This window comes from Leptotrichia sp. oral taxon 879 str. F0557, assembly GCF_000469385.1.
GTDB classification, from domain to species: domain Bacteria; phylum Fusobacteriota; class Fusobacteriia; order Fusobacteriales; family Leptotrichiaceae; genus Leptotrichia; species Leptotrichia mesophila.
The window spans coordinates 11,749-33,737 of record NZ_KI271326.1 but is presented as its reverse complement, the minus strand read 5'-3'; the positions used below and the strand labels follow the sequence as shown (position 1 = coordinate 33,737).

Annotated in this window: 18 protein-coding genes; 6 read left to right on the top strand and 12 right to left on the bottom strand. The window is 27.5% G+C overall.

The window, feature by feature from the left end:
- Positions 1-363: 363 nt before the first annotated feature.
- The 12 genes from HMPREF1552_RS05770 to HMPREF1552_RS05715 form a co-directional block, all read right to left on the bottom strand.
- Positions 364-1,002: a hypothetical protein gene (locus HMPREF1552_RS05770; RefSeq protein WP_021744181.1), complete on the bottom strand. Its 639-nt coding sequence runs from the start codon at positions 1,000-1,002 to the stop codon at positions 364-366.
- A 169-nt stretch (positions 1,003-1,171) separates the two neighbouring features.
- A complete protein-coding gene (locus tag HMPREF1552_RS05765; RefSeq protein WP_021744180.1) occupies positions 1,172-1,495 on the bottom strand; it encodes a hypothetical protein in 324 nt (107 codons plus the stop codon).
- Positions 1,496-1,754: 259 nt separating this feature from the next.
- Positions 1,755-2,516 carry a hypothetical protein gene (locus HMPREF1552_RS05760; RefSeq protein ID WP_021744179.1) on the bottom strand — a complete coding sequence of 254 codons (762 nt, stop codon included), beginning with the start codon at positions 2,514-2,516 and terminating at the stop codon, positions 1,755-1,757.
- Between the two features lie 96 nt (positions 2,517-2,612).
- A complete protein-coding gene (locus HMPREF1552_RS05755; protein WP_039901273.1) occupies positions 2,613-5,678 on the bottom strand; it encodes a DEAD/DEAH box helicase family protein in 3,066 nt (1,021 codons plus the stop codon).
- 78 nt (positions 5,679-5,756) lie between these two features.
- Positions 5,757-6,350, bottom strand: a complete 594-nt coding sequence (locus HMPREF1552_RS05750; RefSeq protein ID WP_021744177.1) for a hypothetical protein — start codon at positions 6,348-6,350, stop codon at positions 5,757-5,759.
- Positions 6,340-6,519 (bottom strand): hypothetical protein, encoded by a 180-nt coding sequence (locus HMPREF1552_RS05745; protein ID WP_039901271.1) that lies wholly within the window; start codon positions 6,517-6,519, stop codon positions 6,340-6,342. The genes HMPREF1552_RS05750 and HMPREF1552_RS05745 overlap by 11 nt, the downstream gene beginning before the upstream one ends.
- 99 nt (positions 6,520-6,618) lie before the next feature.
- Positions 6,619-7,020 (bottom strand): hypothetical protein, encoded by a 402-nt coding sequence (locus tag HMPREF1552_RS05740; protein WP_021744175.1) that lies wholly within the window; start codon positions 7,018-7,020, stop codon positions 6,619-6,621.
- Between the two features lie 192 nt (positions 7,021-7,212).
- Entirely contained in the window at positions 7,213-7,920 is a 708-nt protein-coding gene (locus tag HMPREF1552_RS05735; RefSeq protein ID WP_021744174.1) for a hypothetical protein, read from the bottom strand.
- Between the two features lie 147 nt (positions 7,921-8,067).
- Positions 8,068-8,991 (bottom strand): hypothetical protein, encoded by a 924-nt coding sequence (locus HMPREF1552_RS05730; protein ID WP_039901269.1) that lies wholly within the window; start codon positions 8,989-8,991, stop codon positions 8,068-8,070.
- 16 nt (positions 8,992-9,007) lie between these two features.
- Positions 9,008-10,987 carry a site-specific DNA-methyltransferase gene (locus HMPREF1552_RS05725; protein WP_021744172.1) on the bottom strand — a complete coding sequence of 660 codons (1,980 nt, stop codon included), beginning with the start codon at positions 10,985-10,987 and terminating at the stop codon, positions 9,008-9,010.
- A gap of 16 nt (positions 10,988-11,003) precedes the next feature.
- Positions 11,004-11,717 (bottom strand): DUF4391 domain-containing protein, encoded by a 714-nt coding sequence (locus HMPREF1552_RS05720; RefSeq protein WP_021744171.1) that lies wholly within the window; start codon positions 11,715-11,717, stop codon positions 11,004-11,006.
- Positions 11,718-14,870: a helicase-related protein gene (locus HMPREF1552_RS05715; protein WP_021744170.1), complete on the bottom strand. Its 3,153-nt coding sequence runs from the start codon at positions 14,868-14,870 to the stop codon at positions 11,718-11,720.
- A gap of 550 nt (positions 14,871-15,420) precedes the next feature.
- On the opposite strand from HMPREF1552_RS05715, the gene HMPREF1552_RS05710 reads away from it, so the two are divergent.
- The 6 genes from HMPREF1552_RS05710 (at position 15,421) to HMPREF1552_RS05685 (ending at position 21,581) form a co-directional block, all read left to right on the top strand.
- Positions 15,421-16,392 (top strand): site-specific integrase, encoded by a 972-nt coding sequence (locus HMPREF1552_RS05710; protein ID WP_021744169.1) that lies wholly within the window; start codon positions 15,421-15,423, stop codon positions 16,390-16,392.
- A gap of 120 nt (positions 16,393-16,512) precedes the next feature.
- Entirely contained in the window at positions 16,513-17,394 is an 882-nt protein-coding gene (locus HMPREF1552_RS05705) for a peptidyl-prolyl cis-trans isomerase (protein WP_021744168.1), read from the top strand.
- Positions 17,395-17,584: 190 nt separating this feature from the next.
- A complete protein-coding gene (locus HMPREF1552_RS05700) occupies positions 17,585-19,099 on the top strand; it encodes a hypothetical protein (RefSeq protein ID WP_039901267.1) in 1,515 nt (504 codons plus the stop codon).
- Positions 19,100-19,183: 84 nt separating this feature from the next.
- Positions 19,184-19,927, top strand: a complete 744-nt coding sequence (gene phnC / locus HMPREF1552_RS05695) for a phosphonate ABC transporter ATP-binding protein (RefSeq protein ID WP_021744166.1) — start codon at positions 19,184-19,186, stop codon at positions 19,925-19,927.
- A gap of 23 nt (positions 19,928-19,950) precedes the next feature.
- The gene (locus tag HMPREF1552_RS05690; protein WP_021744165.1) at positions 19,951-20,745 is read left to right on the top strand and encodes an ABC transporter permease; all 795 of its coding nucleotides are present in this window, start codon (positions 19,951-19,953) and stop codon (positions 20,743-20,745) included.
- 29 nt (positions 20,746-20,774) lie between these two features.
- Positions 20,775-21,581 carry an ABC transporter permease gene (locus tag HMPREF1552_RS05685; RefSeq protein WP_039901265.1) on the top strand — a complete coding sequence of 269 codons (807 nt, stop codon included), beginning with the start codon at positions 20,775-20,777 and terminating at the stop codon, positions 21,579-21,581.
- Positions 21,582-21,989: the final 408 nt, after the last annotated feature.

Below are 21,989 nucleotides of genomic sequence, written 5' to 3'. Positions count from 1 at the left end.
AGACAGAAGTGTATCTACCGTAAGCAGTATGACCTTCTATTCTTTCTTGATCTGAAAAAGGAAATACTTAAAAGAGAAAAAAGGATTCACAGCATCGACATCTTCTGCAATGTCTACAAAAGAAACAATCCTAATAAAGCTATCCCTTGTCTATGAAATGATTCACAGAGGCCAAATTGAAGGAATTCAGAAACCTTTCTTTTTTTGTATATTCTTGTCACATATGTATTATCTCACAACATTTTTTCAAGACAATGAAAATAAATAATCTCAAATTATACAGATTAACTACGGTTAAATGACTTGTTGTAATCCTATTATTTATTTAAACACTTTTGCTGCTGAAATATAATTTTAAATTCATCATTCTATTCCTCGTTTTCTCCACTCTTCTTCTCTCCAATAGTCTTCCCTTTCTGAATAATCCAATTCTATTTCTTCAACAAAATCTTTTACAAATTTTTCATATATATATTTACTTAAATTTTTTGAGAATAGAGGATAATTTTCAAAAAATAGTTTTTTATTTTCTTCAGTTAAAAATTCTTCTTGTTCTAAAATATAACCAAATATTTTTCCAACATCTGGATATATACCTTTCCACCAGTAAAGTTCGGTGTCTGTACTTTCATAATAATCTTCTATTTTTCGCCTTACATCTGTTCTATATTTAATAATATAACTAAATTCCGAATAAATATAATTATATAAATTTTTGTATAAATCACCATTATAATTATTTAAAATTAAATTCGCTTTTATTTTTTCAAAATTTATTGTTTGTTTAGTCAGTTTTGTATTATCTTTAATCTCTTGTTCTCTTTTTTCTTTTTGTTCCTCTCTTTTTACCAAATACTTACAAAATCTTACTAATGCGACTAACATTAGTATATATACTACAAAGCCTATTGGACCGCCTATTTCTATTGCTGTTGTTAATCCTTGTAAGAATAATGTAAGTAATACAATTACTACTATACCCAATACTATATTCTTTAACATTTTTTCCCTTTCTAATTCGTTTCTAAATTTTAAAATATTTCATTTTTGACCTGCTCAAATTATAATAAACTAAACTTAAAAATTTTAATTATACTACTCAAACTTCAATATTATAACTTTATTAATTTGATATTGAGACAATTTGAATATACCTATAATTTAAAATAGTTTATTCAAAACCTTTTACAAACTTATTATACAAGTATCTTAATAAGTATACTTCGAATAAATTAAAGTTTTCAAAAAAAAGAGTTTTCATATCTTCAGTCAAAAATTCTTTTTCCCCTAATATGAAACTGAAAACATCACAAAATTCATCATCTAAAATTACATCTTTACTTATAGAATTTTTAAACTTTTCTTCCCTTTCATTCAAAATTTTTTCTACGTCATTCCATACTATAGAATTAAATTTAGAGTAAATATAATCATACAGATCTTCATTATCATATTTTAAAGTTATATTGGCTCTCACTTTTTCAAAGTTGACCATTTTTATTGCCTCCTTTCATATTATTTTTATTTATTATAAAATTATATAAATTAATTGATGTTCTTTAATAAACTTCCTTTTCTATTCCTTCCTCTCCCCAATATTCCTCACTTTCCCAGTATTCTCTTTCTTCCCTGTCTTCGTATTCCCGCTCATCAGATTCTGCTCTCTCATGTTCATTTTCTTCTCTGTCAAGTTTTTCTAACTCTTCATTTGTTAAACGATTAGGATAACCTGAATATCCTGAACGTTGAGATGACTAATTGTTCTTAAGTGGTCCGCAATACTTGTGTGTTGGCGGCTTTTCTCTGCAATATTTCTCTACATCTAATTCTAATTGGTTTTTTTCGTTTCTATAATTCAAATATTGTACTTCTTTTCTATTTCTTGCTACTATTTTATTTCTTTGTTCCTCTGGAAGTCTCATAAAATCTATTACTTCCTTTGCTTCTTTTCCTAATTTTTCAATCTTATCTAAACTCTTGTTAGCCTGAAAATTTTCATACTCTTTTTCTTCTTTAGAACCTTCCTTGTATATAAGTGGTTTATCAGAGAAAAAGTGATAATCATCATTGTCAAAAAAAATATATAATTCATCCGTTTTCAAGGTTTGGGAATATTTTTTCATAACTACGTTTTTTAATATAACTACTCCTACTTCTCTTACCATTTTAAATCTAGTACCTTCAGTCATTAAAAATACTCCATTCACTTTTATTGGTATTTCTTCATAAATAAGACTGTCGGCTGATATATAAGAATTTTGATATTCTATAAGCGTATTTTCCATTTTTACATATTTTTCTTTTTTATGTTTTGTATCACTTTTCACTTCTAATCCAGCACTATAACCTATGTATTCTTCTTCTTTTTTTAAATTGAATTCTTTTTCAAAATTTATTGATTCTTTAATTCTTTTATATAGTGAGCTATTTAAAATTGCAAAACAAATTAATATTATTAGCAGTGTTGATATTATTATAACGATGTGTTCTTCTATCATTTTTATCACTTTTATCATTTTTATTCCTCCATATGTATTGAGTTATCCATTTATAAAAGTCTATAAAATTTTATTAATATAACAATTGTGTTTGATAACCTAGTACTCTTACAATTACTTATAGTGTTTTTTAAACTTTCTTTTAAAATCATCATAATTATTTACCCAGTTAAATTTTACCTCCTTTGAAATCGCTTCAAAATGCAATTTTCCACATTTTATTTTGTTTTTTTCCACAGTTGTCAAATCCTTTTCTTTTTTATCTGCCTTCGTTTCAACGATAAAATAGATTCCTACATTGTTTTCATTATTTTCTGAAGAATTTTTGTAGATGATTGCCCAGTCAGGAGAATAGTTTCCATATGGAGTATCTATTACAAATCCACCTTTTTTTAATTTTGTAAACATAAGTACATTTTCATCATTCTCCAATTTTTCTGCAAATTCCTTTTCTCCATCACTATCAAGTTTATAATAATCACTTAAACTTCTACTACCTTTTTTAGCTTGAAATAATCTTCTTTTATTTTCAAAATCTTCTTCGTTTATTTTATTATCCACTTCAAAAATTTTCTCTGTATCAGTTACATATCCATCTATCACTTCATATTCAAAAACTTTTTCAGCTTTCATTTCATTTAAGTTTTCAAGCAATATTTCAGTTACATTTTCCAGCACATCTTGAATATCCAACGCTTTTCTTTTTTCCTTTTCAAGTCCACTTATTATTTTTAATATTGCTAATCTTGGGAGCATTGTGTGATACATTATGTAATTTGCTATTTCAAAATCACTTTTTGGTGTTGCTTCAATTTCGGATAATTCAATTTTATCCTCAATACCTTTTTCAAGATTAATTTTCCCTGTATCATCATAATTTCCCTTTGAATCAATAAGTTCCACAATTTGTTTCAAATCAAAATTGCTTATATAGTTATTTATTTTTTCTATGCTACTTTCTATATATTTTTCCTTATCGATTTTACACTTATAAATCGCTTTTTTACTAAGATTTGTCCCTAATTCTTCAAAAAGATTTTCAAAATCTTTTTCAGAAATAAAACTTCTTCGTTTATTAACAATCGGTTCATTATCTCCATTTGCAATTTCGATACGATTTGAACCTTTTTCTACCATATATTTTACAAAATTTTCAGCAATCTGTATAGAATGTTCCTGTAAAGTTTCATTTAAAAAATGTATTTCTTTTATATCCTCTTCCCCATTTTTCAAAAGCACATTGTTAGAATCCATCACTCTTTTTTCAATCAATTCTTTCTTAAATTCATCTACCAGTTCCGAAGTAATCTTAATTTTAGGAATTCCTGATTTTTCAAGCGTGACAAGCAAAAGATCCGATGTAACTTCATTTTTATTTATATTTTTGTTAAAATCTTCCTGAAGCATTCTTGAAAAGTTTTCATAGCTGTCATTTGCAATTACGGTAAGTTCGTTTACATTTTTATCTAAACTTCTATTTCCAGTAACATCTACAGGAAGTCTAAGTCCTCGTCCTATTTCCTGCTTCTTAGCAATTTCACTGCTTCCATTTTTTAGTGTACACAATGTAAATACATTTGGGTTATCCCAACCTTCTCTAAGTGCTGAATGGGAAAAAATAAAGGCAAGTGGTTCATTAAAAGAAATCAATTCATCTTTCTTCTCTAGTATTAATTCAATCCCTCTATCAATATCTTCTTGCGATTTTGCCTTCACTTCATTTTCTTTCTTATATTCCACCTCAACTTCCTTTTTCTTTTTATCCAATGCAAAATATCCTTCTCTCACTAAATTCACATCTTCATAATGTGGAAAATAATTTTTATATTTCTCAATTTTTTCCTTATATTTTTGCACAATTTTTAAATATTCCTCATCAAATATTTTCAAATAGGCTCCTCTTCCATCAGAAGCCTCACTATCCCTAACTTTCTTAACCTCGTCAATAAAAAACAGTGTCAAACTCTTTATTCTCTTCCCTTCTTCCAAAATTTCAAACTGCTTTTTAAAGTGATTGGCTATCGCAAGATTTATCTGAATACGAATAATCTCCTTATCTTCCAATTTTTTATTACTTTCCCCTAATTTCAGTTCAATATCTCCATTAACCGAAACAATTTTCAATGCCTTCTCTTTATGTGGCTGTTCCGCAATAAACATATCCTTATACTGAGGCAATCCTCCAGAAAGTTCATATAACGAAAATCCATTTTCCACATCAAAACTTCTAAATCTGATACTTTGCCCTTGCTCTTGAGAAAATATTTCTATCCTTGCCTTGTAGTCTTTTGTAAAATAAGTATATCTAATATATGGAAAATCTTTAGAAATCACACTATTTATCGTTTTCACTCGAATTTTTTTTACCAAGTCTTTTTTATACGCCTCATAAGAATCTAATTTATAAACTTGATTATACAGATTTTTATGTGTAGCAGAATAACGAAGCGTAAATAATGGCTCCAGTTCGTCTATTGCCTTCAATGATTGGGATTTTTTATTTGCTGTTCCTTCTATTTTCTGTGGCTCATCAATTAATACAATCGGTCTTACAAATTTTATGTCTCTCCATAGGTTTTTAGCATATTCATCATCTTTACGAATTTTATTTGAATCCTTATTAAACGCCTGAATATTCATAACACAGATACTCAAATTATTCTCTTCCACAAAATTATTTACTTTTCCTAAATTATTACTGTCATAAATAAAACTGTATTTTGATAAATCCACATTGTATAGCCTTTTAAAATGCTCCCTTAATTGTTCAATAGATTTTTCCACCCCTTTACGAATCGCAACAGATGGAACTACAATTATAAACTTTTTAAACCCATACTCCTTGTGCAACTCTAATATCGTACGTAAATAAACATAAGTTTTCCCAGTCCCTGTTTCCATCTCAACTGTAAAATCTCGCTCGTGCTTATTGTAAGCCTTTTCATCAGTAAATAGTCCATTTTTCAACTGAACTTTCTTCAAATTCTGAAAAAGTTTATTCCCCTTCACAATATCAATATTTCTCACAGGATCTTTTTCTGTAAAACTTCTTCTTATCCTCTCAGCATAAATACTATCCAACGATTTTGGCAATCCTCTAAATAACTCTACAACAGAGTTTACCGCCTTTTTCTGATATTCCAAATTATCATCAAATTGGAATATTATTTTATTTGACATTTTTTCCTCCTTCTTTTTTGACAATAAAAAAGCCTCAATTATCTTTTTTGATAAAAGAGACTTATAAAATCTTTATTTTTAAAAATTATCTAACCTTAGTATCATTGTTCTTAATTTGTTTTCTGAACTGAAATCTTTTATCAGATTAAATCCATAATTTGAATAAAATCTTATTAGTGAACTGTTATCTTCACATTCCAGCCATAAATATTTTGTATTTATAATTTTTTTCACAATTAATAATAATTCATGTGCCAATGATATTATTTCATTACCTGTTATCATATTTTTATCAGAAATATTATAATTTTTCCCTATCTGTGCCAACAAAAAACTATTCACAACATAACTTCCGTCTTTCAATCTTCTTCCGTTCTGTGAAAATTTTTTCTGTTGTGTCCTACTAAGATTAAGAAAATTTTCTTTTTCAATAATTAAACTTTTATTTGCAAATGTAAAATACCCCAATATTTCCCGACTTTTATCATTACGGATTAGATGAGTGGCAGATAAAGAACTTTTTTCAAAATTTATAGCTTTATTATGTAGAAAATCTTCAATGCTGTTTCTATCTCTACTTTTAAATTGCTTCAATATTTTTTCTTTAATATACTCTTCATCTTTTATATCTGCTATTATATCCTGTAATGAAATAATTCTGTTATTCTTCATCCTTTAAAGAATATCCAAATATTTTTCTTATTTCTTTCGGGTCATCCACAATTTCGAAATCAACATCAAGTTTTTTAACTTTCTTTTTACTCTCCATTGCTTCCAGTACTTCATCTGCATATCTTGCAGGAATTCTCAAAGCATCAAGTAATATACTTTCTGTAGCCATAGTTACCACTCTCCCCTTTTTTAACTTTATTTCCATTTTTATGATACCATACCTATTTTAGAGTGTCAATTAGATTTCAATCTCTTTCTAAATAATCTTTTATTTAATACACTTATACACAATAACATTAATAATACAAAATATTACCAAAATTAAATAAAGCAAATATTTATTTTTATCAAAAAATCTTGTATCTCCACCTGTTTTCTTCATATTTTCTGACATTCCAATTTTAGAAAATTCAAAATAAATCCAGCTACCTAATGTTGACCAGTAAAAAGAAATAATTCCTTCTGATTCGAGCATCATATAAAACCAAAACTGATATATCATATAAATTATTAAACCTAAAGTAAGAAACAACATCTCATTTTCTTTTCCTGTATTTTCTTTTGTTTCTTTTCTACAATATTCCATAATATAAATTATACCTAAGCCCAAACCACCTGTAAGAAATACAGAAGCCATTAAAATTAATCCCATAAATAGATTTACAATCATTTTTAATTTTCCTTTCTTTAATAATGATTTTATGTCTCTTTTTATTTAGTTGTCATTGTCCATTCTTTAACAAGGGAGAACATCGCCTTCTCCCTTGACCCACGCTAGTCTACGACATTTTTATGCACAGTCGAAAAACTCGCTATGCTCAAACAGTTTCGACTGCACCTAAAAATGCTCCGACAAATTAATCTATAATATATATTTTCCAAATACTACTAATAACATTCCAATCATTAATGGAACTAATATTTTTAAAAAATTTTCTTTAAAATTTTTATCAAAATTAATTAAATAAAATAAACCACTTATAGTCATTAAAATAACACCACAAATCATAAATACAGTTGAAATATTCGCATTCTCTTTAGTAATATTTGAAACTCCAAATCCTATTACAGAAAAAATTGTCAAAAATATTCCCATCATTTCTAATATTTTCTTATCGTGTTCTCTTTGTTCATTTGATATTTCTTTATAATTTTTCTTTAAGTTTTCTATTTGAACTTTTTGCTTTTGAAAAATATTTTTATACTTTTTTATTCTTTTCAATCCATAATTAATTTCATTTTCTCTTAATTGTTTTTCATATATATTTAATATAGATGTTATATAATCAAATTTATTATATATTTTTTCTATTATTTCATTAATTTGAATATTTTTATTTTCATTAGAAAGTTCATTGTCTATATCTTTAAACTTTTCTTTATATTCTAAAAATTTTGCATAATTTCCATTTTCATTATGAAATTCATAATACTTTTCCCAAAATTCTTTTTCTGTTTCACAAACTAATATTTTCATAGTTCCTAAATCATATTCAAATCTGACTTTATCCGAAAATTTTTGAATCTCATTTAATAAATTTTCTAATTTTTTTTCAAAATTTTCTTCCATTTTTAAATCTATTTCCTTCCTAACTCTCTTACCTAAATAAACTCAACCCTATAACTAACCTTACTCTCCCCCGAATTTCTCTCAATCAGACTTCTTAACTTCCTAAAAGTTTCATCCTTCAATGAAATATTATTGTTAAATTTTCAACTATTTCTTTTTTTCCAATTTTTCTACTTTAGACTGTAATTTTTTTATTTCTTCTTTTAAATCTTTTATTTGATTTCTATAATCTAAATTTTTATCTAACAATTCATTCTCGTTATTTTGAACTCTTTTTTCAACTTGTTCAAATTTTTCTTTCTTTACTAATTCTTCATTATCATTTGGAAATTTACATCTTATAACGCCACCTAATAATATCAAAATAACTCCAATTATTATTGGTTTTCTTAAAGTATTAAATACTCCTTTCAAAAATTTTTCAATTTTACATTTGTCATTTTCTGCTTTTTTTTCTTGTTTATTAAACTTATCAGGATTAATTAAATTGAATAATCCACTCATAGTTATCAATATCGTTCCACAAATCATTAACCATGTTGCGATATGATTATTCTCCAAATTTAAAACACTTGAAACTCCTAATCCGATTACTGAAAAAATTGATAAAAATATTCCCATTGTCTCCATAATTTTTTTATCATGAACCTCTATTTGATTAAATTTTTCTCCCGCTTGATTTTTATAATTTTCAAATTCTTCCTTATATATTTTATTATCAAATATATTACTATCAATTAAAATTTCTAGCATTTCGATTTGCATCTTAGAATCTTTTCTTCCTTTTAAAGTACACAATCTTTGAATAATTCTCATTCTATTTACAAAAAATACCTTATTTGCTCTTATTTCTAAATTTGAAAAATCTTTTCTTTTTTCAACATCATAAAATAACTTCTCTGCATATTTAAAAATTTTATATAATTTTTTATGATTTTCATCTTCTGCTGTATATAATGTCATATTTTCTGATATTTCTTTTATTTTTTTGATGTATTCTTCTTCGTTTTCTAAAAAAAGAATATTTATTAATTCTTCATCGTATATTTCTTCATTTTTACTATCAAACATATACTTTTCTCCTCGCCTAAATAAACTCAACCCTATAACTAACCTTACTCTCCCCCGAATTTCTCTCAATCAGACTTCTCAACTTCCTAAAAGTCTCATCTTTCAATGAGATATTATCTTTAAATGCTGAATCCCTAAATACAAATTTTATTGGTAACGGCTCTAATGAAGCTAATTTTTCTACCATTTCCTCTGTTATTTCTGTTTCAAGGCAAATCAAGTATGTACTTGCATACAGATAAGTCCTATTCCCAATATCTGTCAATACTTCCAGACTTTCTGACAATGGAATATCATTCTGTCTTAACATTATTTCATAAACAATATCAATATCATTACTTCCAAGCACAAAATCCAGTGAATCAGGGTCATCAAAAGAATATTGACTTTCTCCATTGAAATTTTCCAAATCGTACCATTTTATATTTGTATTATCCACTTTAAATACTTTAAATCCAATATCTGGAACTTTTTTAGGCTCTTCTCCCAGTTTCAAATTTAAGTTATATTCTTCTATTTCCTGTTTTATTTTTTCTCCAGCACGTCTGATTCTTTCTTTTCCAATTTCTGCTATATTTTTATATCCAGCCTTAAATGCTTCTGATTTTTCATCAGTTGTTTCAGGTAATTGAACCATTATATATTTTCTATTTCCATTATCTTCACTGTTTAACTGCATAACGGCATGAGCTGTTGTTGCTGAACCTGAGAAGAAGTCTAAAATAATATCATCTTCTTTTATCCTAGAAATTTCCATTAAATACTTTATAAACAGGGAAGGCTTAGCATAATCAAAAGGTATTTCTAAATTTCTTAATTCATGTGAAGCTATTTGATTTATATAATTTTCTATAAAATCATTTGGTTTAGCCGTTGCCTTATTCATTACATCTGATAAATAGGTTTTAGTAAATACATTCCATTTTGCAGGATTTCCATTTTCATCTATTAAATTAGAAGAATTTACCTTTTTTATTACAATTCTATCCTTATTTTCTTCAAAAGTTTTTCTACTCCATCTCCATATTCCATCTCCTAAATTAGGTCTTTCAGGTGGGAATGTTGTACCTGGCGGTATTACCTTTGTACCATCTGGACAATCAATCCAATATCTTTGTTCAGAATTTCTATTTTGTATAGAAGACATATATAATCTAACTAATTGGTATTTTTCACCTTTTCTTTCTCCTTCTTCTTCTATGAGATTATAAGCTCTAGTATTTGCACCTCCAGTAAATCCTTTTGCAATCTGTCTATTTTTAGTATATGTTATTAAATAATCAAAATTAGGTGCCCAAAAATCACCTTTATTATTACTTTTTTTGGTTATTCTCCCCGCACTTCCAACAAAATTCTCCTCCCCAAAAATCTCATCACACAATCTCTTCAGATTAGCCTGCTCATTATCATCAATACTTATAAATATCACACCATCATCAGTCAGTAAATCTCTAGCCAGTTTCAATCTTGGATACATCATATTCAGCCAGTTTGCATGATATCTATTAGTTGACTTCTGATTTTTCTGCAATTTTTCATTATTTTCTGATATTATTCCCTCTGCCTTGTCGCTCTCTTCCTTGTCCATTTTAAAAGTATCATTATAGACAAAATCATTTCCCGTATTATACGGCGGGTCAATATATATCATTTTTATTGAGTTGTAATAATTCTGTCTTAACAGTTTCAATACTTCCAGATTATCTCCTTCAATATAGATATTTTCTGTTGTATCAGCATTTTTACTATCTTTTTCCACAAATTTCAATGTTTTATTTCCAATCCCCTGCTGTACTATTTTTTTTGCATTTTGTTTTCCTGCCCAGTTTAACTCATATTTTTCAGTTGTTACTTCTTCAAAATCTCCCAGTTCTTCCTTCAATGCCTTTATATCCAGCTGTCCATCCTTTACAGCAGATGGAAATAATTGCTCTAGTGCTTTCAAATTATCATTTACTACGTCATTTATCTCTTTTTTTATTTTATTATTTTCCATTTTTTCCTCCAAAATTCTAATATTTATCCAATTCTAAAATTAATTCCCTAATTTTCTTGTTAATTTCTATTTTTTCACTGTTTCTAATGGTTGATTTCATTTTTTCCTTGTACATCACAAGATTTTTAAACTTTTCAAAAATATCATTCATCTTATTTCTGTCATACCATATTAAACTTTCTAAAATATTCCTTGATTTCTGATAATATTTCTGGTTTTTTAAAATATAATTTCTTATAAATATCTCCGAATAAAAATTAACTTTGTTCGTTCTATTTAAATTTTTTGAATAATCCAGTGTTTCTTCCACTTCCCTTTTTGCTGAACTTGATATTGACAAGTCAAATATTTCAGTCGTCACAGTATCTGTAACTATTATTTCATTTCTATCATTTTGATTCAGTCTTTTTAAAGCTAATGAATACACTTCTTTTGAATTATCGTAAAATCTTAATACACACGGCGATTTAATGGCTTCCTGATATAAATTTGCAAGAAATCCTGCCTTTTTTATATCGCTTATTTCAAATTCAAAATACTGGATTACTTTAAAAATATATCTTTCATCTTCTACACTCGGTATTTCTTCATCATTTATCACATACTTTAATGTTACAGATTTTACATATTCCTTTATTTTCTTTTTTTCATCAGATTTAAATTCCTTCAGAATAAGATTCTTCAATTTTATTTCCTGATTTATTTCATATCTTTCGGGCATATTTATCATCTAACCCACCACCAGAAAAGATACCAACTCAAAATCATCTGTTGTATCATCTTTAAAATTGTTATTAAATCCTGAAAAATCAAACACTGTCTGAACAGCCTTTTCTTCCTCTTCACCTTTTATACTGTTTACCGCTGTATTAAGCAATTCTGAATAAAATCCCATTTCAGTAGCATTTTTCGTATCTTTAAAAAATTCCTTTAAAACTTTTTCCTGAACTTCATTTTTCTCATAGCATAGCTGCCTGAAAAGTTTTATAACTTCCCTTGCCTGACTGTTTTTAAATAAAATTTCTTTATTGTTATCCACGAAAATCAGGTAATAAGGATAAAGAGAACTGTCATTCTTAGGTTTAGCATCATTTTTACTATGTTTAAAGCAGAACAACACTCCCTTCTGTTCACCTTCAGTTACAGAATAAATTCCTTTAGTTATTTTGTTTATTTCCTTATGATTATTCACATAATTTGAAAGTTCATACAGATATTCGTTCATATTAAGGTCTGTCAATGAAATATTTTCATTCGTATCTTCTATGTCTATCACTTCATCCTTCAGTTTTTCCAGCTGTCTTTTCCTAAAGTTGAAATCATTCATTTCAGGATTAAGCATATCTTCATCCCCTGTAGAAGCGATATTTAATGTTGTCATTTTTCCTTTTACTCTTCTCTCCAAGTCCAAATATTCATTCAGATCTGCATTCGGGAAGAAATTAATCATCTGTATTTTGTCATTTCTACTTCCTATTCTATCCACTCTTCCAAATCTCTGAATAAGAGATACAGGATTCCATTGAATATCAAAGTTTATTACCGTATCACAATCTTGCAAATTCTGTCCTTCTGAAATACAATCTGTTGCAACTATAATATCTATCTGCTCATCTTGCGGAATTTCAATCTTCAGTTTAGATTTTGGCGAAAATGCACTCAAAATACTGTAGAAATCCTCTTTTACTTTTTTATTTGAAGTTTTTACTCCTTTACCTGTAACACTTGCAATGCTAATATTTTTCCCCTCGAATTTTTTTAACAACTTAGAATAGATGTAATTTGCTGTATCGGCAAATGCTGTAAAAATCAATATTTTTCTATTTCCTGGATTATATGGTGTGTTATCAACTTTATTTCCTACAATTTTTTCTAATTCATGAATCTTATTATCTCTATCTTCTTTCAATAAAATCAATGTTTCATCATGTATTCTTTTTACAATATCTCTATCGTTATATAACTCCTCAAGATAGGCATTTATTCTCAAATCTTCTACCTTTATTTCATATTTACTTCTTTCAATATAGATTTCATCTTCATTTTCCACATCAAGATTTTCTTCAATCTGCTGTCCCTTATTTAAATTTTCTATTGTCTGGTCAATATTTTCAATCAATCTTTTCAAAGTTTCAGAAAATGAAAAAACTGAACTTTCCAATCTTTTAAACAAGTTTGTTCTATGCAAATATACAAGACCTTTCGACTGTGTATCAAAATCCATTTTCCCACCACGATTTCCTGATAACTTATACTTATTGATATAATAATTTAATTTTTCACTTTTTATAAATTTAGTTGGTGTGTAAACTGATAAATTTAATTCTTCTAAAATAGAATTTGTATTTTTAAAATTCAATAACTGATTTTGACTATCAATTTCTGGATAATATGTAATTGGCTTATTCTTTTGAGGAAATTTACCTATATTTTTTGTTCCGTAATAATTTGTAATATGTTTTCTACTTCTTGATATTGTCATCATTTCTAGCAGTTTATAAAAATCTGACGGCAAGTTATCCAGTAATTCATCTTTTTTCTGGCTTCCTTCTTTTTCCCAGTCATTTATAACTTGTGTTGCCTTTTTCAGTAAATATCCCACACTTGAAATTCCCTCTTCATTAAAAGCATTGTCATTATCTCCTGTTATAATGGAAATCTGATTTTTCAAGTCCACAAGGCTATTATTTACTGGTGTCGCTGATAGCAGTAGTACTTTTGTATTTTTTCCGTTTTTTATTACATTATGAAGCAGTTTAAAATATCTATTCATTATTAATTCATCATTCTCGTCATATTTAGCAATCCGATTTCGGAAATTATGTGACTCATCAATAACTACCAAATCAAATTTTGACCAGTCAAATCTGCTCAATTCATATCCTGATTTTGATTCTCCCTTAGTTCTCGATAAATCCGTATGAAACATTATCTTGTAATTAAACATTTCATCTAAAAAGCTATCTTTATAACTTCCAGTAAAAGAACGCCAGTTATCATAAAGTTTTGCTGGTGTAAGAACTAATACATTATCATTTCTTATTTCAAAATACTTGATTACTGCCAAAGCTTCAAAAGTCTTTCCTAATCCCACTGAATCAGCAATTATACATCCTCCATATTTCTGTAATTTCTGTATAGCCGAAACAACACAATCCTTCTGAAAATCAAAAAGTGAATTCCATATTTCAGTCTTTTTAAATTTATCACTGTCTTTTTCAAATTTTTCAATACCGCTATCCAGTCTATCTCCAAATAGTTCATTTAACGTAAAGTAATACAAGAATTCAGGATCATAATTTTTATAAACAAATTCAAGGCTTTCTAATAATTCCTGTTTATAATCCTGTGTTACATCATTATTATTCCAAATTTCATCATATGTTCTCGACATGTCAAGTATCTGGGATTTTTCTGTTTCTCCTTTTATTGTTGTATTAAAATCATAGCGATTTATCCTTTTTTCGTATATTTCAAGTGATGATGTTCCCTGAATCATAAAATCATCATCAATTATAAGAATATTCCCGTTTACTTTCTGATATGGCTTTACTTTTCTGACATTTACGTTATTTTTTATAAAATCATACATAGCCTTTGCCTTAGCAAAATGTTTTAACTTATTTTTCTCCTTTATATCATAAGAATTGTACAAAATATCATTAGGCGTTATCTCAAATTCCCTTGATATTTCATTATTTTCAGGAATAAACTTTGTATCTCTTATAATAAAATTTATTTCCTTTACATTTTTTAAATTTTTTTCTAATGCTGTAAAAACTGATATGGTTAATTTATCATTAATGATATTTACCACAGCATTCTCTTTTTCTTCCAAAACTTCATTTATTTTTTCAATAAATTTTTTTGCTGAATTTCCCATTCTCTCAATATCCTCTACATTTTAGTTTTTACAACCTCGACTAACTTTTTATTTCCCTCTTTCAACAAAGTTTATTACTTAATTCTTTATGTAAGGATATTGAATTACTACACTTTTACAATTTTGCTTAATATTTGTTTTTATTAAATTATTTTTCATAGTTAAATTAGGAACGTCGTGATTTTTTGGAAATAAAATTGACTGTTTGAGCGAAGTTTAACGTAGCGAGTTTCAATTTTGTTTTCAAAAAATGCTTAGACAAGCGGGGATTGTAAAGGGGATGGCGATTGATCCCCTTTACTTTATAAAAAAGAAAAAATATAAAAATTATAGGAAAAATATTTATTAACAACAAAAAAAAATAAGATTTGGTATAAAAGACTATTAATTTCATTTGTATAGTATGAAAAAGATAACAAAAATATATGATTTTATGGTATAATACTTAGTGAAAAAATAGGAATGGACTAAGTAATAAACTTAATTAAATTTACTAAATATTTTTCCAATAATTTAGTAAAATATAAGAAACTAAACTTAGGAGGAAAATATGGCTACAAAAAAACATTTAAACAAAAACTTGAAATATGAAGAATGGCTAGATATTTGGATGGAAAAAGAAAGATTTTTTATAAAGGAATCGACTTATGCAACTTATACTAATATTATCGAGAATCACTTAAAGCCTGTGCTTGGAAAAATGAAAATCAATAATATTACAAATGAAGATTTACAAAATTTTATTATCTTAAAATTAAGCACTTCAAAGAAAAATTTGGAAAAAGGGCTTGCACTAAAAACTGTCAAGGATATGACTGTGCTTATAAAAAATACTTTAAAAACTGCAACTCAAAATAAATTGATATCTTTTCAAAATTTTCAATGCAAATTCCCCTCTTCCTTTTCAAAATCACATTTAAAAACTTTTTCTGTTGAAGAACAAAAGATACTTTTTAAATATTTGATAAATAATCAGAATTCAAAAAATTTAGGAATTTTACTTTGCCTACAGACAGGACTACGACTTGGGGAAATATGCGGACTACAATGGCAAGATATAAATTTAGAAAAAAGTACTCTGACTATTTGCAGAACTTTACAGAAAATTTATATAAAAGAAAAAAACAAATCCTACTCTAAAACAATTATCAGCACTCCAAAAACGAGAACTTCCAACCGCATAATTCCTCTTAATATTGATTTTATAAATTTAATAAAACCGTTTCAGCAAAATAAAAATAACTACTTTATTACAAATAGCACGAATTATTTAAAGCCTCATTGCTACCGGTATTACTATCAAAAACTTCTTCACTTTCTAAATCTCCCAAAACTCAGATTTCACAGCCTTCGCCATACTTTCGCAACGCAGGCCATTGAACTTGGAATTGACTGCAAGACCATTTCTGAAATTTTAGGACACGCCAACATGAATACTACTCTAAATCTTTACGTTCATCCAAAGACTGAATATAAACGCAAATGCCTTGATTTAATTTACAAAAAACTGAAAAATGAATAAATTTTCTTTAATCTATTTTCATTTGTTGTTTTTTTAATAAAGTTTGAAATGTTTGTAATGTTGTGATATACTAAAGACATAATCTTAAAAACATAAAACCATTTTGGAGGAAAAGAAAAAATGAAAAATAAATTTAAAATAATTATCTTGACAGCATTATGCACACTTGCGTTGTCTTGTGGAAATAGTAACGGAGGTAAAGTACTATTCGAATCGTCAGACAAAAAAATAAAAGTTTATGAAAAGGAAGTTAATAATGAACTGGAAAAAAGTCTATTTTCTAGTGGAATTTCTGAAAAAGAACTTACTCCTGAGCAAATTACACAAATGAAACATTCTATTATTAAAAATATCGCTCTAAACAGAGCTCTTGCCTTAAAAGCAAAAGAAAAAAAACTTGATAAAGACAAGAAATATACACAAAGCCAAGAAATTTTACAGGAACAATTACTGGCAAGCCTTGCAACATTAAGTGAAATCAACGAAAGAGCCAAAATTACAGATGCTGATGCTAAAGCTGCCTACGACGCCAACCAAGCTAGTTTTACACAACCTGAAGATTCAGTGCGATTGCAAGTTATAGTATTCCAGCCTACTGATACAGCAAAAGCTGAGCAGGCATTAAAGGAAGCTGTTGCAAATCCTAATAATTTTACTGCCTACGTAAATCAATACAATCCTGGAACTGAACAAAACGGACAAACACAATCAATTCTTCTAAGTCAGTTAGCAAGCCGATTTGGTTCAGTAAGTGAAGCTATCAAGGATGTTAAGGCAGGACAGGTTGTTAACAAAGTTGTAAATGATGGAAAAAGTTTGTATGTCGTGAAAGTTCTTGAAAGAAATCCTAAAGGACTGATACCTTTTGAAAGTGTTAAAGAAGGTATCAAAACTCAATTAAGAAATCAGAAAAGACAGATTGAACAACAAACTTACCTAAAATCAATTTCTGATGAATTTAAATTATCAAATATGGATGAAGCATTAAAAAATATTAAATAATCTAAAACTTTTAAAAATTTGGAAAGGAGCTGTTTTAAATAGATATAAATTTATAACATCTATTTTTGACAGCTTATTTGATGTAAAAACTATAGTAAAACTTCTTTAAACCCAAGCTTCAAGTTAATTATTTAATCTTGCAGAAGCTTGATATTAAAAAGTTTTAACATATCTCAAAAGGAGGTTTTTTGTGAAAATTTTGAAATATTTATTAAGTCTTATATTAATAGCTTTGGTTATGATGCTTTTTGGCGTGATGTTTTCCAGCAATATTGTCACATATATGACAAAATCAAAAAATTCAGAATTCGAAAATGTAAAATTTTCTGTAAGAAACAGTGAAATGACTTTCGATAATTTTGTAGTCAATGGAAAAAGTCTTGGAAAAGGTCGAGCTACAGTTGGCATTGTACAAAGTGGACTATTTAACCTTGTACCAAAATTAACATTGTCTAATTTGAAATTGGATGATGTAAATCTTGAAAGCATATATAAAGAAAAAAATTCTCAGATTGACACTTTTACTGAAAAAATAAATTCTCTTGCTTCTCAAGAGAAATCTGACAAGACAACTGCAGATTTTATCAAGGAAACAACTGATAAGGTTACAACATTGTCAAATAATACAAACAACCTTATTAACAGCAAATGGAAAGAGAATATTGAAAAAATTAACGTTCTGAAAAAAGACTATGTAGGGCTTACAGACTTGAAGAGCAAGGCTCAAAAAATTGTAGAATTAAATAACGAAATTAAGCCATTAATAAAATCTATCAATTCTGAAAAAGAAAACATTGAAAAAAATATTTCTGAAATTGAGCTTGAAAGGGATATTGCACTTGCAAATGTTTCTGATAATTTAACTAAGCTTGAAAAAGAGATTTCATTGAATGATTTTAACAATAATTCTAACAATAATGTTCAAAATATGAATCTATATATATTCCTAGACAAAGGAAAAAATTTAGAAACTTCATTAAATACAGCTTTAAAAGCTACTTCCCTTATAAAAGAAATAAAGGATTTGAACATAAGAATTTCGGATATAAATATTAATGATGGTAAAATTGTGGTTAAAGGACTAAATGGAAACAACTCGCAGATAAATGGAGAAGTTTTATTGGAAAATAATTCAAAAGCATTGATAAAAGGGATTAATAATGGTTATGAAATTACTTATAACAAAGATAATTTCACTTCCAAAACTTTATTTGCAATCAATAAAATAAGTTCTCTTATTGAATATTCAAAAAATGATTTACTTGAAGAAAGAATTGTAAAACTTGCCTCAGAACTTATTTTAGAAAACAGCAATTTCAAAAATTTAAATCATACTGTATTAACTGACGAGGAAAAAACATTGCTGACTCAAAAAATTGAAAACCTAAGAAATAATAATTATCACCAAATTATGTCTAAATATGAAGAAGATAACAAAAATATCGAAACATTAATTGATAATGTATATGTCCAAAAAAATAAACTTGATAAACTTCAAAGAGACTTGCTATCACTGGGAACAATTATCACATTTGAGCAGACAGCCAATGAAACTGCTGAAAATAATAGTCAAAATAATAATTCTACTATTAATGTTTTAAGTAATCCAAGCTCTGTAAATAGCAATAACAGTAACACAAATAATAATACAGAAAAACAAAATAGCAATCAGAACACTAGCAAAATTAATATTGGAAATAAATAAAAGTTTTTAGGCATACCAAGATTGATATGCCTTATTTTTTAAAATATTATTTGTATAGTAAAATCATCTAGAAAGGAATTTTTTATGTTATTAAGTATAAAAAATGTTTCAAAAAAATATAATAACGGAACAAATGCCTTGAAAAATATTTCATTCGATGTGGAAAAAGGAGAATTTATATCGGTTATTGGTCCATCAGGCTCTGGAAAATCAACATTACTTAGAAGCATCAACAAAATGATTGATATCTCACAAGGCTCAATTTTATTTGAAGATAAAAATATTGAGAGCTTGAAAAAAACACAAATAGAACTTGTAAGGCGAGAAATTGGAATGATTTTTCAAAGTTACAATCTTGTGGAAAGGCTCACTGTTATTGAAAACGTGCTTCATGGACGGCTTGGATATAAATCAATAATTGCTGGAATATTGGGTATTTATTCAGAGGAAGAAAAAAAAGAAGCTTTTAGCTTTCTAGAAAGAGTAAATATGACTAAATACGCTTATCAAAAATGTAGTGAACTTTCAGGCGGACAAAAGCAGCGTGTCGGTATTGCAAGGGCAATCATGCAAAAACCAAAATTGCTTCTTTGTGATGAGCCAATCGCCTCACTTGATCCAAAAACTGCTGAAAACATAATGGATTATCTAAAAAAAATTGTTACAGAACTAAAAATTACGTGTATTGTAAATCTTCATCAAGTCGACATTGCAAAAAAATATTCAGATAGAATAATCGCACTTAACAAAGGAGAAAAAATTTTTGACGATAAGGCAGAGAAACTTACAGAAAAAATGGTTGAATTTATTTATAAGGATGAAGAATAAATTTGATAAAATAAGGAGATTTTATGAATTTAACAAAAAAAGATATTTTTAAACAGCGATTTTATTCAAAAATTATACTGTTATCAATAATTGTAATACTTTACGGGATTTCATCTATTATTTCAGGCTTCCAGAATGGAATGGCATTTTCCTCAATTCCAGCTGGAATCTTTTGGCTTTTACAAAAATTTATTCCTACACAAAATGCTCTGCAGTATTTTCCTGAAATTTTAGATTCAGCATTAAAGACTGTCCTGCTTGCTATAACTTCCACAATGATTTCATCAATTTTTGCCCTTTTTCTTGCAATAATTGGCTCAAATTCGACTGGAATAAATATTTTTACCAAAGTTATAACAAAAGTAATTGCTTCTTTTTTTAGAAATATTCCAATCGTAGCATGGGCATTAATACTGGTATTTTCATTCAAACAGAGCCAATTTACAGGCTTTCTCGCATTATTTCTAATTACGTTTGGCTATCTTACACGTGCCTTTTCTGAAACAATTGATGATGTTGCAGGCGAGGTAATTGAAGCCCTAAAATCAGTAGGAGCTTCATACTTTCAAATAATATTTTGTGGAGTTATTCCAAGTGTATCTTCGCAACTTGTATCATGGCTTCTTTTCTTTATTGAAACTGGAGTTCGTGAATCAACTTTAGTTGGTATTTTAACAGGAACTGGAATTGGATTTACATTCAGCCTGTATTATAAAAGTTTTCGTTACGATGCCGCAGGACTTGTAATTCTAGTTGTTACCGTTATTGTAATCGGAATAGAAATGCTCTCAAACAAACTTAGAAATGAACTGATGTAAATATCAAACAGAAAGAAGGTGAATATCCTTTGAAAAAAATAAAAATTAGAAAATTTACAAAATCAAGATTCTATTTATACACAACTTTATCTGTTTTGTCAATTATTACAATTTATACATTAATTACAATGGATTTTGATAACGTGAATATTGCTAAAGCAACTGTACATTTTTTTAAAGACTTAAAAACAATGTTCTTTTCCCCAAGATTGTCTGACAGATACACATATAGCCAGGTATTTCTTAGCCTTGCTGTAACAATCGCCCTTGCTGTACTAACTACAATAATCGGCTCATTTATTGCATTGTTTTTTTCGTTTTTTGCAGCTAAAAATTTATCAAGCTCGTATATATCAAAAGCTGTCAAAATAGGAATTACATTTATTCGTGCAATTCCAACAATATTATGGGTTATGGTATTTTCAGTCGTTGCAAATATTGGTGTTGAGGCAGCTATTATTGGTATGACTTTCCATAGTGTTGCCTACCTTGTAAAAGCCTATTCTGAAAGTATCGAAGAAATAGATAACGGTATTATAGAAGCTCTAAAAGCAACTGGAGCATCATTCTGGAAAATTATTTTTCAAGGAATTTTACCAAGCACTGTAACTTCCATTCTATCTTGGACATTCATCCGTTTTGAGATAAACTTTACAAATGCTGTATTAGTAGGAGCTGCAGCTGGAGCTGGGGGAATTGGTTATGATATGTTTATGGCTGGAACTATGTACTTTGATATAAGAGAAATTGGGGTATTTGTATATCTAATATTTGGTGTAGCAATTATATTGGAATTTATTTCATATTTTTTGAGAAAAAAATATTTAAAAAATTAAAATTTAAGACTAAATCCCGTTAAAAAAACATAGAAAAATCTATAATTATTAATTTGATAACTTTGTTAAAAAAATCAAATTTAATTCTTAAGTATTCATCTTAAAGACTTTTATAATTTTATTTTATATAATTAATAAATGCTTCTTCTTATTTTATTAATATATTTTTTTAACGTAAGAGCATCAAACATCATACTTCTTATAACCTCGCTTTACGCAAAACTTTCTTATAAAGGATATCAACCTAATATTTTCAAATAATTTAAGATCTAATTTTCATCTTTTAAACAAAGTCTAGTAAACTAATTCGTCGGAGCATTTTTCTGTGCTGGCAAAACTGTTTGAGTATAGCGAGTTTTTAGTCAGTCCATATATTATTGCGTAGCAATCTTGCCACAATTTTAATTA

What these genes read in the sequence shown, in the direction of transcription:
- HMPREF1552_RS05770 (WP_021744181.1), bottom strand. Translation starts at nt 1,002, where the DNA reads ATGTTAAAGAATATAGTATTGGGTATAGTAGTAATTGTATTACTTACA.
- phnC (WP_021744166.1), top strand. Translation starts at nt 19,184, where the DNA reads ATGTTATTAAGTATAAAAAATGTTTCAAAAAAATATAATAACGGAACA.
- HMPREF1552_RS05740 (WP_021744175.1), bottom strand. Translation starts at nt 7,020, where the DNA reads ATGATTGTAAATCTATTTATGGGATTAATTTTAATGGCTTCTGTATTT.
- HMPREF1552_RS05690 (WP_021744165.1), top strand. Translation starts at nt 19,951, where the DNA reads ATGAATTTAACAAAAAAAGATATTTTTAAACAGCGATTTTATTCAAAA.
- HMPREF1552_RS05755 (WP_039901273.1), bottom strand. Translation starts at nt 5,678, where the DNA reads ATGTCAAATAAAATAATATTCCAATTTGATGATAATTTGGAATATCAG.
- HMPREF1552_RS05735 (WP_021744174.1), bottom strand. Translation starts at nt 7,920, where the DNA reads ATGGAAGAAAATTTTGAAAAAAAATTAGAAAATTTATTAAATGAGATT.
- HMPREF1552_RS05720 (WP_021744171.1), bottom strand. Translation starts at nt 11,717, where the DNA reads ATGATAAATATGCCCGAAAGATATGAAATAAATCAGGAAATAAAATTG.
- HMPREF1552_RS05750 (WP_021744177.1), bottom strand. Translation starts at nt 6,350, where the DNA reads ATGAAGAATAACAGAATTATTTCATTACAGGATATAATAGCAGATATA.
- HMPREF1552_RS05710 (WP_021744169.1), top strand. Translation starts at nt 15,421, where the DNA reads ATGGCTACAAAAAAACATTTAAACAAAAACTTGAAATATGAAGAATGG.
- HMPREF1552_RS05705 (WP_021744168.1), top strand. Translation starts at nt 16,513, where the DNA reads ATGAAAAATAAATTTAAAATAATTATCTTGACAGCATTATGCACACTT.
- HMPREF1552_RS05745 (WP_039901271.1), bottom strand. Translation starts at nt 6,519, where the DNA reads ATGGCTACAGAAAGTATATTACTTGATGCTTTGAGAATTCCTGCAAGA.
- HMPREF1552_RS05725 (WP_021744172.1), bottom strand. Translation starts at nt 10,987, where the DNA reads ATGGAAAATAATAAAATAAAAAAAGAGATAAATGACGTAGTAAATGAT.
- HMPREF1552_RS05760 (WP_021744179.1), bottom strand. Translation starts at nt 2,516, where the DNA reads ATGATAAAAGTGATAAAAATGATAGAAGAACACATCGTTATAATAATA.
- HMPREF1552_RS05765 (WP_021744180.1), bottom strand. Translation starts at nt 1,495, where the DNA reads ATGGTCAACTTTGAAAAAGTGAGAGCCAATATAACTTTAAAATATGAT.
- HMPREF1552_RS05715 (WP_021744170.1), bottom strand. Translation starts at nt 14,870, where the DNA reads ATGGGAAATTCAGCAAAAAAATTTATTGAAAAAATAAATGAAGTTTTG.
- HMPREF1552_RS05730 (WP_039901269.1), bottom strand. Translation starts at nt 8,991, where the DNA reads ATGTTTGATAGTAAAAATGAAGAAATATACGATGAAGAATTAATAAAT.